The following is an 18,972-nucleotide window of genomic DNA, read 5'->3' on the forward strand; positions in this document are numbered from 1 at the left end:
GAAAACCATGACCACTCAAAACAACGCGTTGCCCACTGCACGCAAACCCCTCGATATCCGTGCGCTGCTCGACAACTGGGCGATGCTGCTGGCGGCGGTGGGGATTTTTGTCCTGTGTGCCTTGCTGATCGATAACTTCCTCTCGCCGCTGAACATGCGCGGCCTGGGCCTGGCGATTTCCACGGTGGGCATCGCCGCGTGCACCATGCTGTTCTGCCTGGCGTCGGGGCATTTTGACTTGTCGGTGGGCTCGGTCATCGCCTGCGCCGGCGTGGTCGCGGCGATTGTGATGCGCGACACCGACAGCGTCATGCTGGGCATCGGCGCGGCGCTGGGGATGGGGCTGATCGTCGGATTGATCAACGGCATCGTCATCGCCAAGTTGCGGGTCAACGCGCTGATCACCACCCTGGCGACCATGCAGATCGTGCGCGGTCTGGCCTACATCTTTGCCGACGGCAAGGCGGTGGGCGTGTCCCAGGAGCAGTTTTTTGTCTTCGGCAACGGCCAGTTGTTCGGCGTACCGGTGCCGATCCTGATCACCATTGTGTGCTTCCTGTTCTTCGGCTGGCTGCTCAACTACACCACCTACGGGCGCAACACCATGGCCATCGGCGGCAACCCGGAAGCGGCGCTGCTGGCAGGTGTGAACGTGGACCGCACCAAGATCCTGATCTTCGCCGTGCACGGTTTGATCGGCGCACTGGCCGGGGTGATCCTTGCCTCGCGCATGACCTCGGGCCAGCCGATGATCGGCCAGGGCTTCGAGCTGACGGTGATCTCGGCGTGCGTACTGGGTGGGGTGTCGTTGAGCGGCGGGATCGGCATGATCCGCCATGTGATTGCCGGGGTGCTGATTCTGGCGATCATCGAGAATGCGATGAACCTGAAGAACATCGACACGTTTTACCAATACGTGATCCGCGGCTCGATCCTGCTGCTGGCGGTGGTCATCGACCGTATGAAGCAACGCTGATCAAAAGCCCTGGGAGGGGCAACGGTGGGAGGGAGCAAGCCCCCTCCCACCGTTTTACTCGGCGCTGAACTTGAAGACGGTGTTCTGCGTGTAGGTCTGCCCTGGGTTCAAACGAGTTGATGCAAAGCTGGGCTGGTTAGGCGCATCCGGATAGTGCTGGGTCTCCAGCGTAAACCCACTCCAGTGCAGGTAAGTCTTGCCTGCTTTGCCCTTCACCGAACCATCGAGGAAGTTGCTGGTATAGAACTGCACCCCCGGTTCGCTGGTGTAGAGCTGCAAGCGCCGGCCAGACTCCGGGTCATGCACTTCGGCGGCCAGCTTTTTCACGTCGCCCTTGGTGTCCAGCGCCCAGTTGAAGTCAAACCCGCCTTGCTTCGGTTCGGCGAATTTGAGCTGCGGATGATCGTCCTTGATGTGCTGGCCGATCGGCGTGGGCTTGAGGAAGTCCATCGGCGTGCCCTTGACTGGGGCGAGTTCGCCGGTAGGAATCAGCGTCGCATTGACCGGCGTGTAGTGGCTGGCATGCAAAGTGGCGACCTGTTTGAGGATGTCGCCATTGCCCGCGCCGGCCAGGTTGAAGTAGCTGTGGTTGGTCAGGTTGAGCACCGTGGGTTTGTCGGTGGTGGCCTTGTAGTCGATGTGCAGTTCGTTCTTGTCGTTGAGGCTGTAGGTGACCTCGGTTTTCAAGTTGCCGGGGAAGCCCATCTCACCGTCCTTGGACAGGTAGGTGAGGGTGACCCCAACCGAGTCCTTGCCCTTGACCGGCTCGGCTTTCCATACATGCTTGTCGAAGCCCTGCGCGCCGCCATGCAATGCGTTGGGGCCGTCGTTGAGCGGCACCTGGAAGCGTTTGCCGTCGAGCTCAAAGGCGCCGCCAGCCAGGCGATTGCCGAAGCGCCCGATGGTCGCGCCGAAAAACGCCGTACCGGCCTGGTAGCCCTGCACATCGTCAAAGCCAAGCACCACGTCCTCGACCTTGCCGTGTTTGTCCGGCACTTTGAGCGACTGCAAGACACCGCCGTAGGTGATGACCGTGGCTTGCATGCCATGGCTGTTGCGCAGGATGTACTGTTCGACGGCGGTGCCGTCATTGGTTTTACCGAAAGCTTTGTGCTCGCTGGTGAGCCCCGCCGCCTGGGCGCCGCCGCTGGCGACCAGCATGGACATGGCGAGGCCCGAGAGCAGGTATCGAGGGTGCTTCATGGTCGAACTTCCTTTTGTTGTTTTGAGTGGAATAGTTCTACTAATAGCGATATTTTGTTGGTGTGACAGCGAATTTATAGCCTTTAAAGCCTATTTCGTAAAATAAAATAAGACTAATTGATCGAGGCACCGTTATATGAGTACTGCACAGGCTGTTTATCCCGACCTTGAAGGCAAGACCGTACTGATCTCCGGGGGCGCCTCGGGTATCGGCGAATTCATGGTGCGCGCCTTTGCCGCGCAAGGCGCCAAGGTGGCTTTTGTGGATCGTGCACAAAGCCAGGGTGAACGCTTGGCGGCGCTGTTGAGCTCCCAGGGGCATACGGTGGAGTTCGTGTGTTGCGACATTACCGACGAGATCGGCTTTCGGGCGGCAATCACGCGGTTTGAGCAGTCGCTGGGGCCGATTACGGTGCTGGTGAACAACGCCGCCAACGACGTACGCCATACCCTGGAAGAAATCGACTCGGAGATGTTCGACCGGTTGATCGCGGTCAACCTCAAACACGCGTTTTTCGCCGCCAAGGCAGTAGTGCCCATGATGAAAGGCGCCGGCGGCGGCTCGATCATCAACCTCGGTTCGGTCGGCTGGATGATGGCCTCCGCCGGTTACCCGGTGTACGCCGCCAGTAAGGCCGCCGCGCACGGTATGACCCGCGGCCTGGCACGGGAGCTGGGGCCTCACCATATCCGCGTCAATACGCTCGTGCCCGGTTGGGTGATGACCGAAAAACAACTGGCCATGTGGGTCGACGATGCGGCCAGGGACCTGATCGCCCGCAGCCAATGCATGCCCGGCAGTGTGATGCCGGAGCATATCGCCAACATGGCGTTGTTCCTGGCCTCGGATGCCTCGGCGATGTGTTCGGCGCAGAACTTTATCGTGGACGGTGGCTGGGTCTGAGTCGGTCTGCGCAGGCCCATGTGGGGCAGGGAAAATCCCTGCTCCCACACGTGAACAGCGACCTTATTCGATGGGGTATTTCTTGAAGGCCGGGTGCTGTTCCAGGCGTTCGGCGAGGCGTTGCAGGTGCGGGAAGTCGGCCGCCTTTACCACGGATGCGACCGTGAACTGGCTGAACGACCAGGCCACCGCTGCCGTCAGTGAGGCTTGGTTCAAGTCGGCGTCATCGCCACGGGCGAGCTGTTCATCGAGCCGCGAGAAGGCCGCCAGCAACTGGCCGGTGACGCGCTCGAGCCACGGTGCATGCAGTTTTTCGGCCGGGCGCAGGTTGTGCTCATAGACGATCTGCACGCTTTTCTCACAGGCCGCCAGGGCCAGTCCGAGCAGTTGCAGGTCGCGTGCGCGTGCGTTTAATGCCTGTGGCAACAGTTTTTTGTCGGCGGGGGCCAGGGCTTCCAGGTAATCGAGGATCAGGCTCGAATCCATCAGCACCGTGCCGTCATCCAGCACCAGTGTAGGGGCCTTGACCACCGGGTTGATCCGCGAAAACTCGGTGAAGGTGCGGAACACGGACAAGGGCTCATGCACAAAATCCACCCCGTACAAATCCAGGGAAATTGCCACGCGACGCACGTAAGGCGAGTCCAGCATGCCGATCAGTTTCATGAAGCCTCCATTGCTATCAGGGTGATGAGCTCAAGAGATTAAGGGCACTCGGGCGACCTGCGCAATTGCCGGGACGCCCGTTATGCCGGGGGCCTGAAGCCTTGGCGGCTGGCGCCCGGCGGTTGTCCGGTGATGCGTTTGTAGGCGCGACTGAAGGCTGCCTGAGAGGTATAGCCGAGGCGGTACGCCACCTCTTCGATGGGCAGGCGCTCCAGGGTCAGCCACTGGCTGGCCAGGCGCATGCGCAGTTCGGTCACATAACGCAGCGGCGCAACCCCCAGGGTGGCCTGGAAACGCTCTGCGAACACCGAGCGTGAGGTATGACAGTGCGCCGCCAGTTCGGCCACGCTCCAGTCGCGGCCCGGCTCCTGGTGCAGGGCGAGCAGGGCGCCCGCCAGCCGGGTATCGCGCAATGCGGCTGCCAGGCCTGACGCGTTGGCGCAGGCGCATTCGACCCAGCCTCGCACGATCATCGCCGCCACCACGTCGGCCAGGCGCGCGAGGATGCCGGCATAACCGATGCGGGCGCTGGAGACTTCGCGCTCCATCACCGCCAGGATCGGCATCAAGCCGGGGTAACGCTGGCCCCCGGTGTCGATCAGCATCAAGGCCGGCATCAGGTTGCCGAGCCCCTGGATACTGTCGAGCTCGAACTCCATGCAGGCGCTGAACAGCAGGGTGCTGGGAGCATCACAGGGCGAGGCGTTCACGGCACACACGGTATCGCCCAGCGGTGCGGCCTCGAAGTGGGCGATGTCCTGCACGGGGGCGTCCGGTTGGGATAACAGCGCATGGGCGCCACCGTGGGCGATAAACACCGCATTACCGGCGGACAGCTCAAAGAGGCTGCCGTCGTGCAGGCGCAGGGTCGCGCAGCCGGCGGCCAGGAAATGGAAATACGCATGGCCAGGCTTGGCCGCGAAGCTGATGCCGAATATCGGCCCGGCCTGGATGCGCCGGTACTGCACACCGCGCAGGCGCATGCTGCGCAGCAGCTCGTTAATCAGCTCGGAGGACAGGGTGAACGCGCTGTGGGCTGTCATCGTCGGGGTTTCGGTCAAAAAATCAAGGTTTTGAATCATAGATCATCCTGGCGACGAAACCTAGACTGGCCGTCACGCTAATGCTTGAGGATGTCTTGTGATGAATGATTGTGTGTCCCATGCCCCTGTCGATGGCAGGGCAGAACCGACCGCGCCGGCCTGGATGGCGGTGTTTTCCCTGGCGATGGGCGTGTTCGGCCTGCTCACGGCGGAGTACCTGCCGGCCAGCCTGTTGACGCCGATGGCCCTGGACCTTGGCGTGTCGGAAGCGTTGGCCGGGCAAGCCGTAACGGTGACCGCGGTGGTGGCCTTGTTCGCCGGTTTGCTGGTGCCTGGCCTGACGCGCGGCATCGACCGGCGCCTTGTGTTGTTGGGGTTTTCCACGCTGATGATTGCGTCCAACCTGCTGGTGGCGTTCTCGTCCAGCCTCCTGGTGCTGTTGTTGATGCGCATCCTGCTGGGCATTGCCCTCGGCGGTTTCTGGAGCATGGCGGCGGCGGTTGCGATGCGCCTGGTACCGGCGGCGTCGCTGCCGCGTGCGCTGTCGATCATCTTCAGTGGCATTGCGGTGGGCACGGTCGTCGCGGTGCCATTGGGCAGCTACCTCGGCGGTCTGTACGGTTGGCGCAGTGCATTTGTTGCGGCCGCCGCTGTTGGCGGGGCGACCCTGGCGTTCCAGCTGTTCACGCTGCCGCGCCTGGCACCCAGCGGTACTGCGCGCCTGCGCACCGTGCTGGATGTACTGCTGCGCCCCGGCATTGCCATCGGCATGTTCGGCTGCGTGCTGGTGCACACCGGGCACTTCGCGCTGTTTACCTACATTCGCCCGTTTCTGGAAAGCAGCACCGGGGTCGGTACCCAAGGGTTGGCGTTGATGCTGCTGGGGTTTGGCGCGGCGAATTTTGTCGGCACGCTGCTGGCCGGATGGTTGCTGGTGCGTAACCCCCGTGGAACCCTGGTGCTGATGCCGGCTTTGGTGGGCGTCGCCGCGTTGGCACTGGTGCTGCTGCCGGCATCGCTGCCTGGCCAGGCGTTGCTCCTGGCGCTATGGGGCATGGCTTTCGGCGGGGTGCCGGTGGCATGGTCGAACTGGGTCGCCCGTGCAGTGCCGGATCAGGCGGAAAGTGCCGGGGGCATGGTGGTGGCTTCAGTGCAATCGGCAATTGCGGCGGGTGCCGCTGGCGGGGGCGCGATGTTCAGTGTCACTGGCATCGACGGTGTCTTTCTGGGCGCGGGTTGCTTGATGCTGTTGGCGGCAGTGTTGATCGCGCTGCGTGTGCAGGTGCCCCGCAATAGCGAGGCAGGGAGTGTGACGCACCACCCGTCTTTGGTTTAGTCTCGAGCGCTCAGCTGATCGCAAACGCCTCTGGAGCCATAAGCATGACCGATTACGTACCCCCGAAAGTCTGGACCTGGGACGCCGAAAGCGGCGGCACCTTCGCCAGCATCAACCGACCTATTGCCGGCGCCACCCACGATAAAGCGTTGCCGGTCGGCAAGCATCCGCTGCAGCTGTATTCCCTGGCCACGCCCAACGGGCAGAAGGTCACCATCCTGCTCGAAGAACTGCTGGCCCTGGGGCACAGCGGCGCGGAGTACGACGCCTGGCTGATCAAGATCGGCGACGGCGACCAGTTCGGCAGCGGCTTTGTCGAGGTCAACCCGAACTCCAAGATCCCGGCCCTCATGGACCACAGCGGCGCCACGCCGATTCGTGTGTTCGAGTCCGGCGCGATCCTGCAATACCTGGCCGAGAAGTTCGGCGCGTTCTTCCCCACCGAGCCTGCGGCCCGCGCCGAATGCCTGTCGTGGTTGTTCTGGCAGATGGGCAGCGCGCCTTACCTGGGCGGCGGTTTCGGGCACTTCTATGCGTATGCGCCGAGCAAGATGGAATACCCGATCAACCGCTTTGCCATGGAGACCAAACGGCAGTTGGACGTGCTCGATAAGCGCCTGGCGGTGAGCGAGTACATCGCCGGGGATGAATACACCATCGCCGATATCGCCATCTGGCCGTGGTATGGCGGCCTGGTCAAAGGCCGTTTGTACGGCGCGGCGGAGTTTTTGTCGGTGCATGAGTACAAGCATGTGCAGCGCTGGGCGGAGGCGATTGACGCACGGCCGGCGGTGCAGCGTGGGCGGCGGGTGAATCGGGTGTCGGGCGAGCCTCATGAGCAGTTGGCTGAGCGGCATGACGCAAGTGATCTGGATTGACTGTCTGGCGCGGTCAACATGTGTGCTGGCTGTTGGGGGCCGCTGCGCGGCCATCCCTCATCCCAATCACTACCCAGGCAGCAAACCGCTGCTGACCGCCACAATCAGGAACACCCCCAACAGCGCACGATAGATCACGAACGGCCAGGTGGAGAATCGCTCCAGAAACTTCATCAGGCCCCAGATCGCAAAGAACGCCGAGATGCTCGCTACCACCAGGCCGAACAGCAGGTGCGGCCAGGCGTGGGCCGGCAGGTCGGCGCGCAGTAACACCCACAGCTCTTTCAAACCGGCCAGGGCGATGGCCGGCAGGCCCAGGAGGAAGGAAAAGCGCGCAGCCTCTTCGCGTTTGAAATTGAGGAACAACGCCGCGGTGAGGGTGGAGCCCGAGCGCGATACCCCGGGAATCAGCGCGCCAATCTGCGCAACGCCCACGATCAACGCATCGCGCAGGCGCATTTGGCTCATTTCGCGGGTATGTCGTGCGCGCAGTTCGGCCGTTGCCAGCAATGCCGCCATGACCAGGCACGAGACGCCGATCACCATCAGGCCGCGCAACGGCGAGTTGCACGCGTTCAAGGTCGAGGACAGCGCGAGCCCGGCGATGCCGATGGGAATCGTCGCCAGCACGATTGCCACCGCCAGCTTGAACCAGCGGTCGTCATAGTCACCCCGGCGTACCGCGTCGATGCTGCCTGTGGTCACCTGGCGCACATCGCGCCAGAAATAACTGACCACCGCCGCCAGCGCGGCCAACTGCATGGCCGCCGAAAACGCCGAACCGGGGTCTTGCCAGCCGAGCAGGGCGGGCACCACGCGCATGTGCGCGGTGGAGGACACCGGTAACAGTTCGGTAATGCCCTGGATCACCCCCAGGATGAATATCTGCAGGTAGTCCAGGGACGCAAAGCCCACATCCAGGCCGGCGGAACAGACGTTCGTCAAAATACGTGTCCTTGAGAAAAGGGAGATGTGGCGGAGTTTATTCCAAATGTTTCAGCGCTTCGGAAGGCACCGACGGCTATTTGCAATCGGTTCAGCAAGTAGAAAGGTTTGCCACACGAGTGGACTCTTCTCGGGTTTTGTGAACAATGGCGCCCTGTGTTTTTGACCGAGAGCCCCATGCCTGAAACCACCGTGGAACTGATCCAGACCAGCCCCGAAGAGGCCGAGCTGATCCGCAATCTTTACCAGTACTACGCCTATGAGTCGTCGGACTGGGAGCAGGAAGATGTCGAAGCCGATGGCCGCTTCTACATCCATGACGAGCACCTGAATCGCTACTGGCAAGACCCGCGCTGGAGCGCCAACCTGTTGCTGGTCGATGGCTTTATCGCCGGCTTCCTGTTGATCGAGGACAGTGAAGTGCCGGGTATCGATGCGCTGGAACTGGCCGACCTGTTCATCCTTAAACGCTACCGCCGCAAAGGCATCGGCCGCGCCATCGCCACCCAGGTGCTGTGCAGCGGCGAGGCCAATTGGCTGGTGCGCTTTTATGACCAGGATGAGGTGTCCCAGGCGTTCTGGCGTACGGTGCTCGACAGCCTGCCGCGCCCGGTGCAAACGCTCGAGCTTGCAGATGAACCGCAGCTAGTGAGTTACCTGATTACCCGAGTGGCGCTGCATTAAACGCCTGCTGCATCGCCTGCGGCGGTTGCCCGAACGCCCGTAGAAACGCCTGACGCATGCGCTCGCGATCACCAAAACCGGTTTCGCGGGCCACCACTTCCACCGGGTGGCGGCTGGTTTCCATCAGCGCCCGTGCTGCCTCTACGCGCAGGGCTTCGATGGCCTTGGCCGGGGTTTGCCCGGTTTCTTCGCGAAACACCCGGCTGAACTGGCGCGGGCTCAGCCGGGCGACGTCGGCCAGGGCTTCCACGGACAGGTCGTGGGTGAGGTTCTCGCGTGCATAGGCCAGGGCCAATTGCACGCGGTCGGACTTGGGGTCCAGCTCCAGCAAGGCCGACAACTGCGACTGCTCGCTGCCCCGGCGCTGGGCGATCACCAGTTTGCGCGCGATGCGCCGGGCCAGGTCGCTGCCCAGGTCGTTCTCCACCATGGCCAGCGCCAGGTCCACACCGGCACTCATGCCGGCGCCCGTCCACACCTGGCCGTCCACCACGAACAGCTTGTCTTCTTCCAGGTGGATATCCGGGTAGCGCTTGCGAAACGCCGGGGCGTGAATCCAATGGGTGGTGGTGCGTTTGCCCTCCAGCAACCCGGCTTCGGCCAGCACAAAGATGCCCATGCACAACGAGGCGACCCGCCGCGATTGCGCCGAGGCGGCCTTGACCAGTTCCAGCAGGTCGGCCTCCGGCAGGCGAAACTCCAGGTAGCCGCTGACGATCAGCGTGTCATACCCCTCGGGGCGAACGGCTGAGGTATTCACCGAAAACCCCTGGGAGGTCATCACCGCGCCGCCGCTTTCCGACACCAGATGGAACTCATACGCCGGCTCGCCGCGCAGCAGGTTCGCGCACTCGAACACCGAGCCCAGGCTGAGGCTCAGGGATTGGAAGTTCGGGTAAACCATCAGCGCAACGCTGTGCATCGTTATTCTCCAAGGGGGGCGAGGGGGGGATTGTCGGCGCGCTCCGGGTAAACGGCAACCTGCTTCGAGCCATGTCCGGAATCCTTGCGTATCTGACATTGTGGGTGTTTGGCCTGGCTCCTAACATGGCCCTACGAACTAGACGACTGGTCTAATCGGACGGGATGAACCATGAACAGCGAAACCAAAAGTGCGCGCCAGACCATTCTTGATACGGCGCAAGTGATTGTCGGCCGTAAAGGATTCTCTGCGGTGGGGTTGAACGAAATACTTCAAGCCGCCCAAGTGCCTAAAGGTTCGTTCTATCACTATTTCAATTCCAAAGATGCGTTCGGCGTTGTGCTGCTCGACACCTACTTCGACAACTATGTGCAGGGCATGCAGCAACTGTTCGATCAGCCTGGCTTGACCCACGGCGTGAAGTTGATGCGCTATTGGCAAGCCTGGACCGACACCCAGACCGGCTGCACCGACACTGGTAAATGCCTTGCCGTCAAACTCGGCGCCGAGGTGTCTGACCTTTCAGAGCCGATGCGTCTGGCCCTGCAGCGCGGCACGTCACGCACTATCGATTTACTGGCGATTGCCCTGCAACGCGGCGTCGAAGACGGTTCGCTCACGCTTGGGCAACCCCCGCAAAAGCTGGCCCGGCGCCTGTACGCGCTGTGGCTGGGGAGCAGCGTCATGAGCAAGATCAGCCGTACCGGCGCGCCGTTCGATGAGGCGTTGCTGCTGACCCGACAGCTCGTGGGTCACCCTGAACACACTGACATTCACTGATCGAGGCACTGGAAAATGAAAGTATTAATGGTACTGACCTCTCACGACCAGCTTGGCGATACCGGCCGCAAGACTGGCTTCTGGCTCGAAGAGTTCGCGGCACCCTATTACGCGTTCAAGGACGCCGGCGCCGAGGTGGTGCTGGCATCCCCGGCCGGTGGCCAGCCACCACTGGACCCCAAAAGCGATGAGCCGGATGCGCAAACCGAGCAGACCCATCGCTTTGCCACCGATTCGGCTGCGCAGCAGGCGCTGGCCAACACCATCAAGCTCGATACCGTCAACGCTGACGACTTCGACACCGTGTTCTACCCTGGCGGCCACGGCCCGCTGTGGGACCTGGCCGAATCACCGGTGTCCATCGCCCTGATCGAAGCCTTTGAACGCGCCGGCAAGCCCATTGGTTTTGTCTGCCATGCACCGGGCGCGCTGCGTCACGTCAAGGCGGTCAATGGCGATCCGCTGATCAAGGGCCGCCGTGTGACGGGCTTCTCCAACGCCGAGGAAGAGGCCGTCGGCCTGACCCAGGTGGTGCCGTTCCTGATTGAAGATGAATTCAAGCAATTGGGTGGCAAATATGAGAAGGGCGCCGATTGGCAATCCTTCGTTATCGAAGATGGTTTATTGGTCACAGGCCAGAACCCTGGTAGTTCCAGTGATGTCGCCAAGGCTCTGTTGAAACTCACCGCTTAAGTTAACTAACCGCTGTATTAATTGGCGGCTCATAAGAGCCGCCAATGCTTTTGCTCGTCCTGAATTTGGAAGGTCCCATGACAAACAGCATTTTAAATACCCCGATCAAACTGGGTCACCACACCTTGAACAACCGTGTGGTATTGCCGCCGCTGACCCGCCAGCGCAGCGCCCAGCCCGGCGATATCGCCACCGATCTGATGGCTGAGTATTACCGTCAACGCGCGGGCGCCGGGTTCATGGTCAGCGAAGGCACGCAGATCGAGCCCCGTGGTCAGGGCTATGCATGGACGCCGGGGATCTACACCCCGGCGCAGATCAACGGCTGGCGCAAGGTTACCGCAGCCGTGCATGCCGAGGGCGGGGTGATCTTTGCCCAGTTGTGGCATGTGGGGCGTGTTTCGCACAACGCCTTGCAGCCAGGCGGCGCCGCACCGGTGGCGCCTTCTGCATTGCCGGCGTTGCAGGCCAAGGCCTTTATCGAAACCGGGCCAGGCATGGGTGAGTTGATGCAGCCGCCGGTGCCGCGAGCCTTGGCTGCGCTGGAGATCGAGGAACTGGTCGGGCACTACGCACAAGCGGCGCGCAATGCGCTGGATGCCGGGTTTGACGGGGTAGAGATTCACTCGGCCAACGGTTACCTGGTCAACCAGTTCATCTCGGCGCATTCCAACACCCGTGACGATGAATACGGTGGTTCGTTGGACAACCGCCTGCGCTTTCTGCGCGAGATCGTCGAGGCCGTGTGCAAGGTTGTGGGGCCGGACCGCGTGGGCGTGCGTTTTTCACCGTTGTTCAGCGGCACCGATGAAGACCGCGTCTACATCGGTCTGGTGGAAGAAGACCCGCATCACACCTATATCGAAGCGATCAAAGTGCTCGAAGCGTCGGGCATCGCCTATGTCTCCATCGCCGAGGCCGACTGGGACAACGCTCCCGTACTGCCGGACAGTTTCCGTGAAGCCGTGCGCAGCACCTTCAGCGGCCGAATTATCTACGCCGGGCGCTACACCGCTGAACGCGGTGCGAAACTGGTGGAGGCGGGGCTGGCGGACTTGATCGCGTTCGGGCGGCCATTCATTGCCAACCCGGATCTGCCGCAGCGGCTGTTCAACGGCTGGCCGTTGAATCCGCTGCGTGAAGAGGGGATGTATGGCGGCGGTGAAGCGGGGTACATCGACTACCCGACGTACGCCGAATAACAGGTGCCAGCGCTTAAGCGCTGTATGTCGTGAGCGGGCTTGCCCCGCGCCGGGCTGCGCAGCAGCCCGGATACCGGCGATCCAGTGCTGTCTGGACGCATGCGGTGTCGGTGTTGGGGCCGCTTCGCGCCCCAGCGCAGGCAAGCCTGCTCACCACAACTGCAACCACACACCGCAGACCAAGCGCTCACACCACCTGCAACACAATCTTGCCGATATGATCGCCACCTTCCATCCGTGTGTGGGCCTGGGCGGCGTCGGTGTAGTCGTACACTTTGTCGATGATCGGCATGCAGCGACCCGCTTCCAGCACCGGCCAGATGTATTCACGCAGTTGCTCGGCAATCGCGGCCTTTTCTTCCCCGGTGCGTGCGCGCAGCAGCGAGCCGGTGATCACCGCGCGTTTGCCGAGGATGGTCAACAGATCAACGTCATTCGCCTTGGCGCCACCGAGGAACCCCAGCATCACGAGATGCCCGTCCATGGCCAGGGCCTTGAGGTTATTGTTGAGGTAAGAGCCGCCCATGATGTCAAGGATCACATCCACGCCCTGGCCGTCGGTTTGTCGGGCGATGACCTCGGCAAAATCCTGCTCGCGGTAGTTGATCGGTTCCCCACCCAGGGCGGTAATGGCCGCGCATTTGTCGGCGCTGCCGGCGGTGGCGAAGGTCTGGATGCCAAATTCGCGGCACAGCATCAGCGCGGTGGTGCCGATGCCACTGGTACCACCATGGATCAGCACCCGCTGACCGGTGTGCGCATCGCCGAGGCCGAACAGGTTGGCCCAGACGGTGAAGAAGGTTTCCGGCACGGCCGCGGCCTGAATCCAGTCCATGCCTTCGGGGATCGGCAGGGCCTGGCCGGCGGGCACCGCGCAATACTGCGCGTAGCCGCCGCCGTTGGTGAGCGCGCACACCTTGTCACCCAGCTTGAACGTCGACACACCATCGCCCAAGGCCGCCACTTCACCGGCCACTTCCAGGCCAGGATACGGGCTCATGCCGGGTTTCATCGGGTACTTGCCGGCGCGCTGCAAAGCGTCGGGGCGGTTGACCCCGGCGGCGTGCACGCGAATCAGGATCTCGCCGGGACCGGCCACCGGGACGTCGACCTGGCGCGGTTGCAGCACCTGTGGATCGCCAGGGGTGGTGATTTCAATCAGGGTCATGTGTGCAGGGAGGGTCATTTGAGTTTACCTGTAGCGATGAGCGTATGGGTTGGGACCGCATCGGGCGGCCGTCGGTTCAGCAGGATCGTGCCCGGTTCCAGCGCCAGCGCGACCACGATCGCCACGACGGTGATGACGAACAACACAGCATGCGGGCCGCCGCTGAGGTTGAACAGCGCTGAATAGGCAAAGCCTGCGATCGCCTGGAACGTGGCAAACGAGAGGGGCGCGCGGCGCCAGGCTGCTTGTTGCTGATGAGGGTGGGGGATCATCCCGCGGGTACGGGCGGTGACCGAGGAGAGCATCGCGGCGTATGCCGGCACTGGAGAGTAAAAAGTCAGCACAGGCTTGCAAGCGTGCCAGCCCCTGGGTGGACACAATCGAGGTCGATAACCTGTCAATCACCAGGAAGCGCCTATGAACGAATCAAAACACCAGGACCTTGGGCTGTTGTTCCTGCGAGTGAGTGGGGCGCTGTTCCTGCTGTGGGTGCATGGCGTGCCCAAGGTGCTCAACTACAGCGAACAGCTGACGCTGATCGAAGACCCGTTTCACGTGGGGGCCACTGTCACGTTGCTGCTGGCGATCTTTGCCGAGGTGGTGTGCCCCGTATTGATCGTGGTCGGTGTCTGGGTGCGGCTGGCGTGCCTGCCGATCCTGGCGGTGCTATTGATCGCCATGCTGGTGGTGCATCCGCAGTGGACGTTATTGGAAGGGCAGTTTGGCTGGTTGTTGCTGATCATCTTCACCAGCGTACTGATCGCCGGGCCGGGTCGACTTACCCTGGGGCAGCGTTTTACCTGAACAAAAAAGGCCGGGCGAGCCCGGCCAAAGTAAGGAGAGCGGTGTTTCAGGCGTTTCAGCGGTTCAGGAACGCCAGCAAGTCTTCATTCAAGGCCTGGGCGTGGGTCACGGCAAAACCGTGCGGCGCATCCTTGTACACCTTCAGTTCGGCGCCCTTGATCATCTGGGCCGCCACCTTGCCGGTGGTTTCGAACGGCACGATCTGATCGCCATCGCCATGGATCACCAGGGTCGGCACGTCGATACTGGCCATGTCCGGGCGGAAGTCGGTTTTGGAGAAAGCCGACACACAATCCACCGTCGACTTGAGCGAGGCCAGCATCGCGATCTGCAAGGTTTGGCTCAGGGTGCCGGCGGAGACCACCTGGCCTTTGTTAAGGCCGAAAAATGGCGTGTTGAAGTCCGAGATGAACTGCGCGCGGTCCTTGAGCAGGCCAGCCTCGATACCGACGAACACCTCGGCCGGCACGCCCTGCGGGTAATCGGCGGTCTGGCCGAAGATCGGCGTCACCGCCCCCAGCAAGACCAGGCCGGCCACCCGTGCGCTGCCGTGGCGGGCGATGTAGCGCGTCACATCGCCGCCGCCCATGGAGAAGCCCACCAGGGTCACGTCCTCAAGGTCCAGGTGTTCGATCAACTGGGCAATGTCATCGGCGAAGGTGTTGTAGTCGTTGCCGGTCCACGGCTGGTCCGAGCGGCCGAAGCCTCGGCGGTCGAAGGCGATGGTGCGGTAGCCTCGACTGCTCAGGTATTCCATCTGGTATTCCCACATGTCGGCATCCAGCGGCCAGCCGTGGCTGAACAGCACGGGTTTACCGCTGCCCCAGTCCTTGTAGTAGATCTGGGTACCGTCTTTGGCAACGAAAGTGCTCATGCAAAAACTCCTGGTTGAGGGGGCGAGAAGACGCAGTTCACTATCGCGCCAACAGGGACGGCGGGCTTGTACGGGTGTGCTAGGTTGGACGGTTCAGGGGCGTTGTGGCTTGACCGACGTGCCGAACGTATTGCCCATGCGCACGCTCGTCGCTGCCGGCGTGGATAAACCCACCGCGTTCGGCGCTCGTTTTTCCACGGACAGGTTCTGCGCCTCGCGGTTTTTCTTGGCGGCCTTGGCTGCATTCGTGTCATTGCCCAGCTGCCTGCCCAGGCAGCCATAGTCGGGCGCCTTGTACCCATCCACTGAAACCTCGGTGCAACTACCGGGCGCGTTTTCGGCGTGGGCGAGCGCAGGCAGGGCGGCGCACAGCAACAGGCTGGCGAGGGTGGTGAGCAGCTTCATCATGGCCTCCTGGCGGGCCCGAGGGAGTGGGCCGGTTAGGCTTGAAAGTGTAGAGCAGCGGGTCTCTCGTCACCGTGATGTTTTTTTTGCTGGCGCCGTAACATCAGATTCATAAACGGGCCTCAGGATGACGGTTTTCTAGGGCGCGTCGGCCGTGCAGCGATGCAGAGCGGGGGGTGAACAGGGGGGCTGGAGGCGCCGTGTATGCGCCTTGGTCTTGCTGTTGCTGCTGGTCGGCGCGCGCGTGGTGCAGGCCCAGACGCCGCTGTTGCCGCTCGACCTGCCGGCGCAAGACTTGGAACAGGCACTGCAAGCCTACAGCCGCGCCACCGGCATGGCGGTGTTGGTGGACCGCGAATTGACGCGGGGCCGGCGCTCCATCGGGGTGCGCGGGCGCTATACCGCGCAGGAGGCTCTGGCGATGTTGCTGACAGGGAGTGGCCTGATGGCACGTTATGCACGCAGCGATGCGTTCACCTTGCAGTTGCCCGAGGTCAGTCAGCCGCCCCAGACGGCTGGCGCGGCGGCGCGCAACGCCACGCGCATCAACAACAGCTATGCCACGGCCTTGCAACAGGCCATTGAAACCAGCCTGTGCCGGTCGCCGCTCACGCGCCCCGGCAGTTTTCGTGCGCTGGTGCAGGTGTGGGTCAACCGTGACGGGGTGATCGAACACAGCCGGCTGGTCAGCTCCACCGGCGATGAACAACGCGATGAAGCACTGGTACGCAGCCTGGGAACTGCACGGGTGGACCGCCCGGCGCCGAGTTCGCTGCGCCAACCGGTGACTTTACTTTTGATGCCCGACACAACAGGAACGCGCATGGAATGCACAGCAGCAACGGGAGCCTTGGGCGGATGAAAAATACCGGCCACAGTGCGATGGTCAGCTTGTTCCTGGCCTCCTATGAAGACTTCAAGGTACGTTTGCGCAAGCGTCTGGGCTCGGAAGACCTGGCCAATGACGTGCTGCACGAAACCTACCTGCGCGTCGACCGCATGGACGTGCCGCCGAACCTGGCGCAACCGAATGCCTACCTGTACCGCATGGCCCTCAACATCGCCGCCGACCGCCGTCAGGCCGATGCGCGTCTGCTCACCGGCAGCGAGGTGGAAGAACTGCTGCAAAGCGCCGACGAAGCCCAGGACCCGTCGCGGGTGGTGGGCGGCCAGAAAGAAATCCAATCCCTGGTCAAGGCGCTCTACGAACTGCCGGCCCGTCGGCGCAAGATCCTGATCGCCGCCCGCCTCGAAGAAGCGCCGCACCTGGAGATCTCCCAGCGTTTCGGCATTTCTACGCGCATGGTCGAGAAAGAAATCAAGGCCGCCCTGGGCCACTGCGCCAAGCGCCTGGAAAGAAAAGTGATCCAGCGGTTCGGTCCCGGGGCCGGAAAACCGTCTTAGTGTTGAGTCCCTGAAAAATCCGTGAGTATGTGCGCGCTTGAATATCTTTAGCCTCTCCATCGCCCGGCAATCCGCGGCCAGCCCCTTGCATGACGAAGCCCGTGACTGGTTGGTGTTGCTGACCTCGGGCCGCGCCACTGTGGCCGATGCCAAGGCCCTCAAAGCCTGGTGTGCCCAGAGCCCCGAGCACGCTCAGGCATTCGAGCAGGCCAAGCGTTTATGGCAGCACCTTGGCGCCGCGGCTGAGCAGTCGGAACGCCCTCGGCACTTTGGGCGTCGTGCGTTCCTGGGCGGTGCGATCGCCGCGTCGGCGGCGGTGGTGATGGTCAGCGTCGGCGTGCCCGGCGGCTTTGCCGGACTGACGGCGGACTATCGCACCGAAGTCGGCGAGCAGCGCCAAGTGCTGTTGAGTGACGGCGTGAGCCTGGAACTCAATACCCAGACGCGCATCAGCCGGGTCGGGCAGGGGATCGAATTGCTCGAAGGTGAAGTCGAAGTGCTCGCCCACGTGGCCCAGCCGCTCAAGGTCCAGGCTGCCGAGGGGTGGGTGAGCGCGGCGCAGGCGCGGTTCAATGTGCGACACACCGATAGCACAGTGTGCGTGACCTGTATCGAAGGGTCGCTGTCGGTGGACGTCGCCGGTCACACGGTGAGCCTGGGTACTGGCCGGCAACTGAGCTACGGCGCGGCCGGGGTCAGTGCCGTGACGTCGGTGGATACGCAGGCCGTGGTGGCCTGGCGTGAACAGGTGCTTGTGTTCAATAACGCGACCCTGGCCACGGTGGTGGATGAGATCAACCGTTATCGGCCCGGAATGCTGGTGCTGCTCAACAAAGAACTGGGCCAGCGGCGCGTGCAGGCACGGTTCAGCCTGCAGCAGTTAGCGGGCGTGGCGTTGTTGATTCGGGATGCGTATGGCGCCAAATGCACCGAGTTGCCGGGTGGGGTGGTGTTGTTGAGTTAGCCGACCTCATCCCGTGAATCTCTTTACAGAAGGCGTTCCGGCCTTAGCGCAAAGGCCCCATAACCTGCCGATACCGCTCCACCCCCTGGGGCGTCTGGCGCACCAGGCTGATCTCTAATCCCAGCGGGTCTTCACGTCGATTGCCGCTCAACTGCCGCCAGCCTTTATCCGCCTCCCACACCCGTACCTGCAGGTCACTGACGCCGGCCAGCACCACCACTGCGTCCCTGGCCGCCGGTAGCGGGAATCGATCCCGTGCCGGCGCCGCTGCGCGGTACAGGTTGTCGCCCTTGAGCCACCAGCGCACCCGTTGCAGGCCGTCACCGGGGACTGGCGCGCTGCGTATCACGTCGAGCCTGAAGCCCTTGCTGTCGGAACTGCGGATCGTTACCGCGGCGAGCCCTTCGACGTCGTTTTTCGGCGCGGTCAGTTCGACGCTGGCGCGCAGGCTGATATCGCGCTGCATCTGGTTCAGTGCTCGCAGCAGGGCTTCAGTCTGTTCGGTGCTGGCCTGTAAGTGCTGATCGGCGCGGGTCACGCTGTCGAGGCCGCGCCAGGCGATCAGGCTGACCAGCGCCATCAGCATGATCGCGACCATCACTTCGATCAGCGTAAAGCCTTTCTGGGACGTGCTCATGGTTGGCTCACCACACGCATCAAGCCCGCCGCATCCCGTTGCAGGCTGAGGCTGTGCTGCCCGTCCGACAGCACCACGCGCACCGGCGGGCTGATCCATTCTGCGTCAAGCACCAGGGTTTGCCGAGGTTCGATGCTGATCTGCATGGGCGTGCTCTCCCATAAGCGCGGGCGCAGTTGGGCGTCGTCCTCGAACGTCTCGGTTCCCGGCCCGCGGTCACTGCGGCGGTTGAAACCAAAGCCCTTGGCATCGGCGCGCCAGGTGATCGGGCGGCCGTCGGCGCGGGCTTCGGCCTGGGCCACTTGCAGCAGTTGGCTGAGGCGCTCGGCGTCTTTGCGCAGCAGGCGCAGTGGGTCGGGCTTGATGGTCAGGCTGATGGCGGCGCTGGCGATGCCGATGATCACCAGCACTACCATCAGCTCGATCAAGGTGAAGCCTTTTTGTTTCATCGCGAAGCACCTGCAGAACTGGCGAGGTTGTGACA

20 protein-coding genes and 3 pseudogenes are annotated in these 18,972 nt (G+C 62.8%); 12 read left to right on the plus strand and 11 right to left on the minus strand.

The window, feature by feature from the left end:
* The first annotated feature begins 7 nt into the window (after positions 1-7).
* Positions 8-976: an L-arabinose ABC transporter permease AraH gene (araH, locus tag PSH59_RS10465; RefSeq protein WP_305393462.1), complete on the plus strand. Its 969-nt coding sequence runs from the start codon at positions 8-10 to the stop codon at positions 974-976.
* Between the two features lie 54 nt (positions 977-1,030).
* On the opposite strand, the gene PSH59_RS10470 is transcribed toward araH, so the two are convergent.
* Positions 1,031-2,179: an aldose epimerase family protein gene (locus tag PSH59_RS10470; protein WP_248083542.1), complete on the minus strand. Its 1,149-nt coding sequence runs from the start codon at positions 2,177-2,179 to the stop codon at positions 1,031-1,033.
* 136 nt (positions 2,180-2,315) lie between these two features.
* Here PSH59_RS10470 and PSH59_RS10475 point away from each other — a divergent pair, with 136 nt between their 5' ends.
* A complete protein-coding gene (locus PSH59_RS10475) occupies positions 2,316-3,083 on the plus strand; it encodes an SDR family NAD(P)-dependent oxidoreductase (protein WP_248083543.1) in 768 nt (255 codons plus the stop codon).
* 63 nt (positions 3,084-3,146) lie between these two features.
* Here PSH59_RS10475 and PSH59_RS10480 read toward each other — a convergent pair whose 3' ends face one another.
* Positions 3,147-3,749 carry a glutathione S-transferase family protein gene (locus tag PSH59_RS10480; RefSeq protein WP_305394976.1) on the minus strand — a complete coding sequence of 201 codons (603 nt, stop codon included), beginning with the start codon at positions 3,747-3,749 and terminating at the stop codon, positions 3,147-3,149.
* Between the two features lie 80 nt (positions 3,750-3,829).
* A complete protein-coding gene (locus PSH59_RS10485; RefSeq protein WP_305394977.1) occupies positions 3,830-4,831 on the minus strand; it encodes an AraC family transcriptional regulator in 1,002 nt (333 codons plus the stop codon).
* Positions 4,832-4,892: 61 nt separating this feature from the next.
* On the opposite strand from PSH59_RS10485, the gene PSH59_RS10490 reads away from it, so the two are divergent.
* Positions 4,893-6,128, plus strand: a complete 1,236-nt coding sequence (locus PSH59_RS10490; protein WP_305394978.1) for an MFS transporter — start codon at positions 4,893-4,895, stop codon at positions 6,126-6,128.
* A gap of 44 nt (positions 6,129-6,172) precedes the next feature.
* Positions 6,173-7,006, plus strand: a complete 834-nt coding sequence (gene yghU / locus PSH59_RS10495; RefSeq protein ID WP_248083547.1) for a glutathione-dependent disulfide-bond oxidoreductase — start codon at positions 6,173-6,175, stop codon at positions 7,004-7,006.
* A gap of 69 nt (positions 7,007-7,075) precedes the next feature.
* Here the strand turns inward: yghU and PSH59_RS10500 are convergent, their stop codons facing one another.
* Positions 7,076-7,951: an undecaprenyl-diphosphate phosphatase gene (locus PSH59_RS10500; RefSeq protein WP_305394979.1), complete on the minus strand. Its 876-nt coding sequence runs from the start codon at positions 7,949-7,951 to the stop codon at positions 7,076-7,078.
* 139 nt (positions 7,952-8,090) lie between these two features.
* Here PSH59_RS10500 and PSH59_RS10505 point away from each other — a divergent pair.
* Positions 8,091-8,635 (plus strand): annotated as a pseudogene (locus PSH59_RS10505) (GNAT family N-acetyltransferase).
* Here PSH59_RS10505 and PSH59_RS10510 read toward each other — a convergent pair.
* The gene (locus PSH59_RS10510) at positions 8,613-9,557 is read right to left on the minus strand and encodes a GlxA family transcriptional regulator (RefSeq protein WP_305394980.1); all 945 of its coding nucleotides are present in this window, start codon (positions 9,555-9,557) and stop codon (positions 8,613-8,615) included. The pseudogene PSH59_RS10505 and the gene PSH59_RS10510 sit on opposite strands and share 23 nt — an antisense overlap.
* Before the next feature lie 171 nt (positions 9,558-9,728).
* Between PSH59_RS10510 and PSH59_RS10515 the strand changes: the two are divergent.
* From PSH59_RS10515 to PSH59_RS10525, 3 genes and pseudogenes are all read left to right on the plus strand, one after another.
* A pseudogene (locus PSH59_RS10515) lies at positions 9,729-10,356 on the plus strand (TetR/AcrR family transcriptional regulator).
* On the plus strand, positions 10,353-11,030 hold the full coding sequence (locus PSH59_RS10520; RefSeq protein WP_305394981.1) for a type 1 glutamine amidotransferase domain-containing protein: 678 nt from the start codon (positions 10,353-10,355) through the stop codon (positions 11,028-11,030). The pseudogene PSH59_RS10515 and the gene PSH59_RS10520 overlap by 4 nt, the downstream one beginning before the upstream one ends.
* Positions 11,031-11,107: 77 nt before the next feature.
* Positions 11,108-12,232: an alkene reductase gene (locus PSH59_RS10525; RefSeq protein ID WP_305394982.1), complete on the plus strand. Its 1,125-nt coding sequence runs from the start codon at positions 11,108-11,110 to the stop codon at positions 12,230-12,232.
* A 187-nt stretch (positions 12,233-12,419) separates the two neighbouring features.
* Here the strand turns inward: PSH59_RS10525 and PSH59_RS10530 are convergent, their stop codons facing one another.
* Both PSH59_RS10530 and PSH59_RS10535 read right to left on the minus strand, forming a co-directional pair.
* Positions 12,420-13,418 carry an NAD(P)H-quinone oxidoreductase gene (locus PSH59_RS10530; protein WP_305394983.1) on the minus strand — a complete coding sequence of 333 codons (999 nt, stop codon included), beginning with the start codon at positions 13,416-13,418 and terminating at the stop codon, positions 12,420-12,422.
* Positions 13,415-13,666: pseudogene (locus tag PSH59_RS10535) on the minus strand (MFS transporter); the annotation flags it as partial. The pseudogene PSH59_RS10535 and the gene PSH59_RS10530, both read right to left, overlap by 4 nt.
* A gap of 151 nt (positions 13,667-13,817) precedes the next feature.
* Between PSH59_RS10535 and PSH59_RS10540 the strand changes: the two are divergent.
* Positions 13,818-14,204: a DoxX family protein gene (locus PSH59_RS10540; protein ID WP_248083555.1), complete on the plus strand. Its 387-nt coding sequence runs from the start codon at positions 13,818-13,820 to the stop codon at positions 14,202-14,204.
* Between the two features lie 55 nt (positions 14,205-14,259).
* On the opposite strand, the gene PSH59_RS10545 is transcribed toward PSH59_RS10540, so the two are convergent.
* Together PSH59_RS10545 and PSH59_RS10550 are read right to left on the minus strand one after the other, a co-directional pair.
* Positions 14,260-15,078, minus strand: coding sequence for an alpha/beta fold hydrolase (locus PSH59_RS10545; RefSeq protein ID WP_305394984.1), 819 nt, complete (start codon positions 15,076-15,078; stop codon positions 14,260-14,262).
* Between the two features lie 93 nt (positions 15,079-15,171).
* Positions 15,172-15,483 (minus strand): hypothetical protein, encoded by a 312-nt coding sequence (locus PSH59_RS10550; protein ID WP_248083557.1) that lies wholly within the window; start codon positions 15,481-15,483, stop codon positions 15,172-15,174.
* A 217-nt stretch (positions 15,484-15,700) separates the two neighbouring features.
* On the opposite strand from PSH59_RS10550, the gene PSH59_RS10555 reads away from it, so the two are divergent.
* Genes PSH59_RS10555 through PSH59_RS10565 form a run of 3 tightly spaced genes read left to right on the plus strand, consistent with a single transcriptional unit; the run spans position 15,701 to position 17,851 of the window.
* Positions 15,701-16,345, plus strand: a complete 645-nt coding sequence (locus PSH59_RS10555) for a secretin and TonB N-terminal domain-containing protein (protein WP_248083623.1) — start codon at positions 15,701-15,703, stop codon at positions 16,343-16,345.
* On the plus strand, positions 16,342-16,887 hold the full coding sequence (locus tag PSH59_RS10560; protein WP_248083558.1) for an RNA polymerase sigma factor: 546 nt from the start codon (positions 16,342-16,344) through the stop codon (positions 16,885-16,887). Before PSH59_RS10555 ends, PSH59_RS10560 begins: the two co-directional genes overlap by 4 nt.
* Before the next feature lie 37 nt (positions 16,888-16,924).
* Entirely contained in the window at positions 16,925-17,851 is a 927-nt protein-coding gene (locus PSH59_RS10565; protein ID WP_305394985.1) for a FecR domain-containing protein, read from the plus strand.
* A 43-nt stretch (positions 17,852-17,894) separates the two neighbouring features.
* Here PSH59_RS10565 and PSH59_RS10570 read toward each other — a convergent pair whose 3' ends face one another.
* Together PSH59_RS10570 and gspH are read right to left on the minus strand one after the other, a co-directional pair.
* Positions 17,895-18,488, minus strand: a complete 594-nt coding sequence (locus PSH59_RS10570; protein ID WP_248083560.1) for a type II secretion system protein GspJ — start codon at positions 18,486-18,488, stop codon at positions 17,895-17,897.
* Positions 18,485-18,937, minus strand: coding sequence for a type II secretion system minor pseudopilin GspH (gspH, locus tag PSH59_RS10575; RefSeq protein ID WP_305394986.1), 453 nt, complete (start codon positions 18,935-18,937; stop codon positions 18,485-18,487). The genes PSH59_RS10570 and gspH overlap by 4 nt, the downstream gene beginning before the upstream one ends.
* Positions 18,938-18,972 lie beyond the last annotated feature (35 nt).

Origin of the sequence: Pseudomonas sp. FP2309 (genome assembly GCF_030687575.1) — a bacterium.
In the GTDB taxonomy this organism is placed as follows: Bacteria; Pseudomonadota; Gammaproteobacteria; order Pseudomonadales; family Pseudomonadaceae; genus Aquipseudomonas.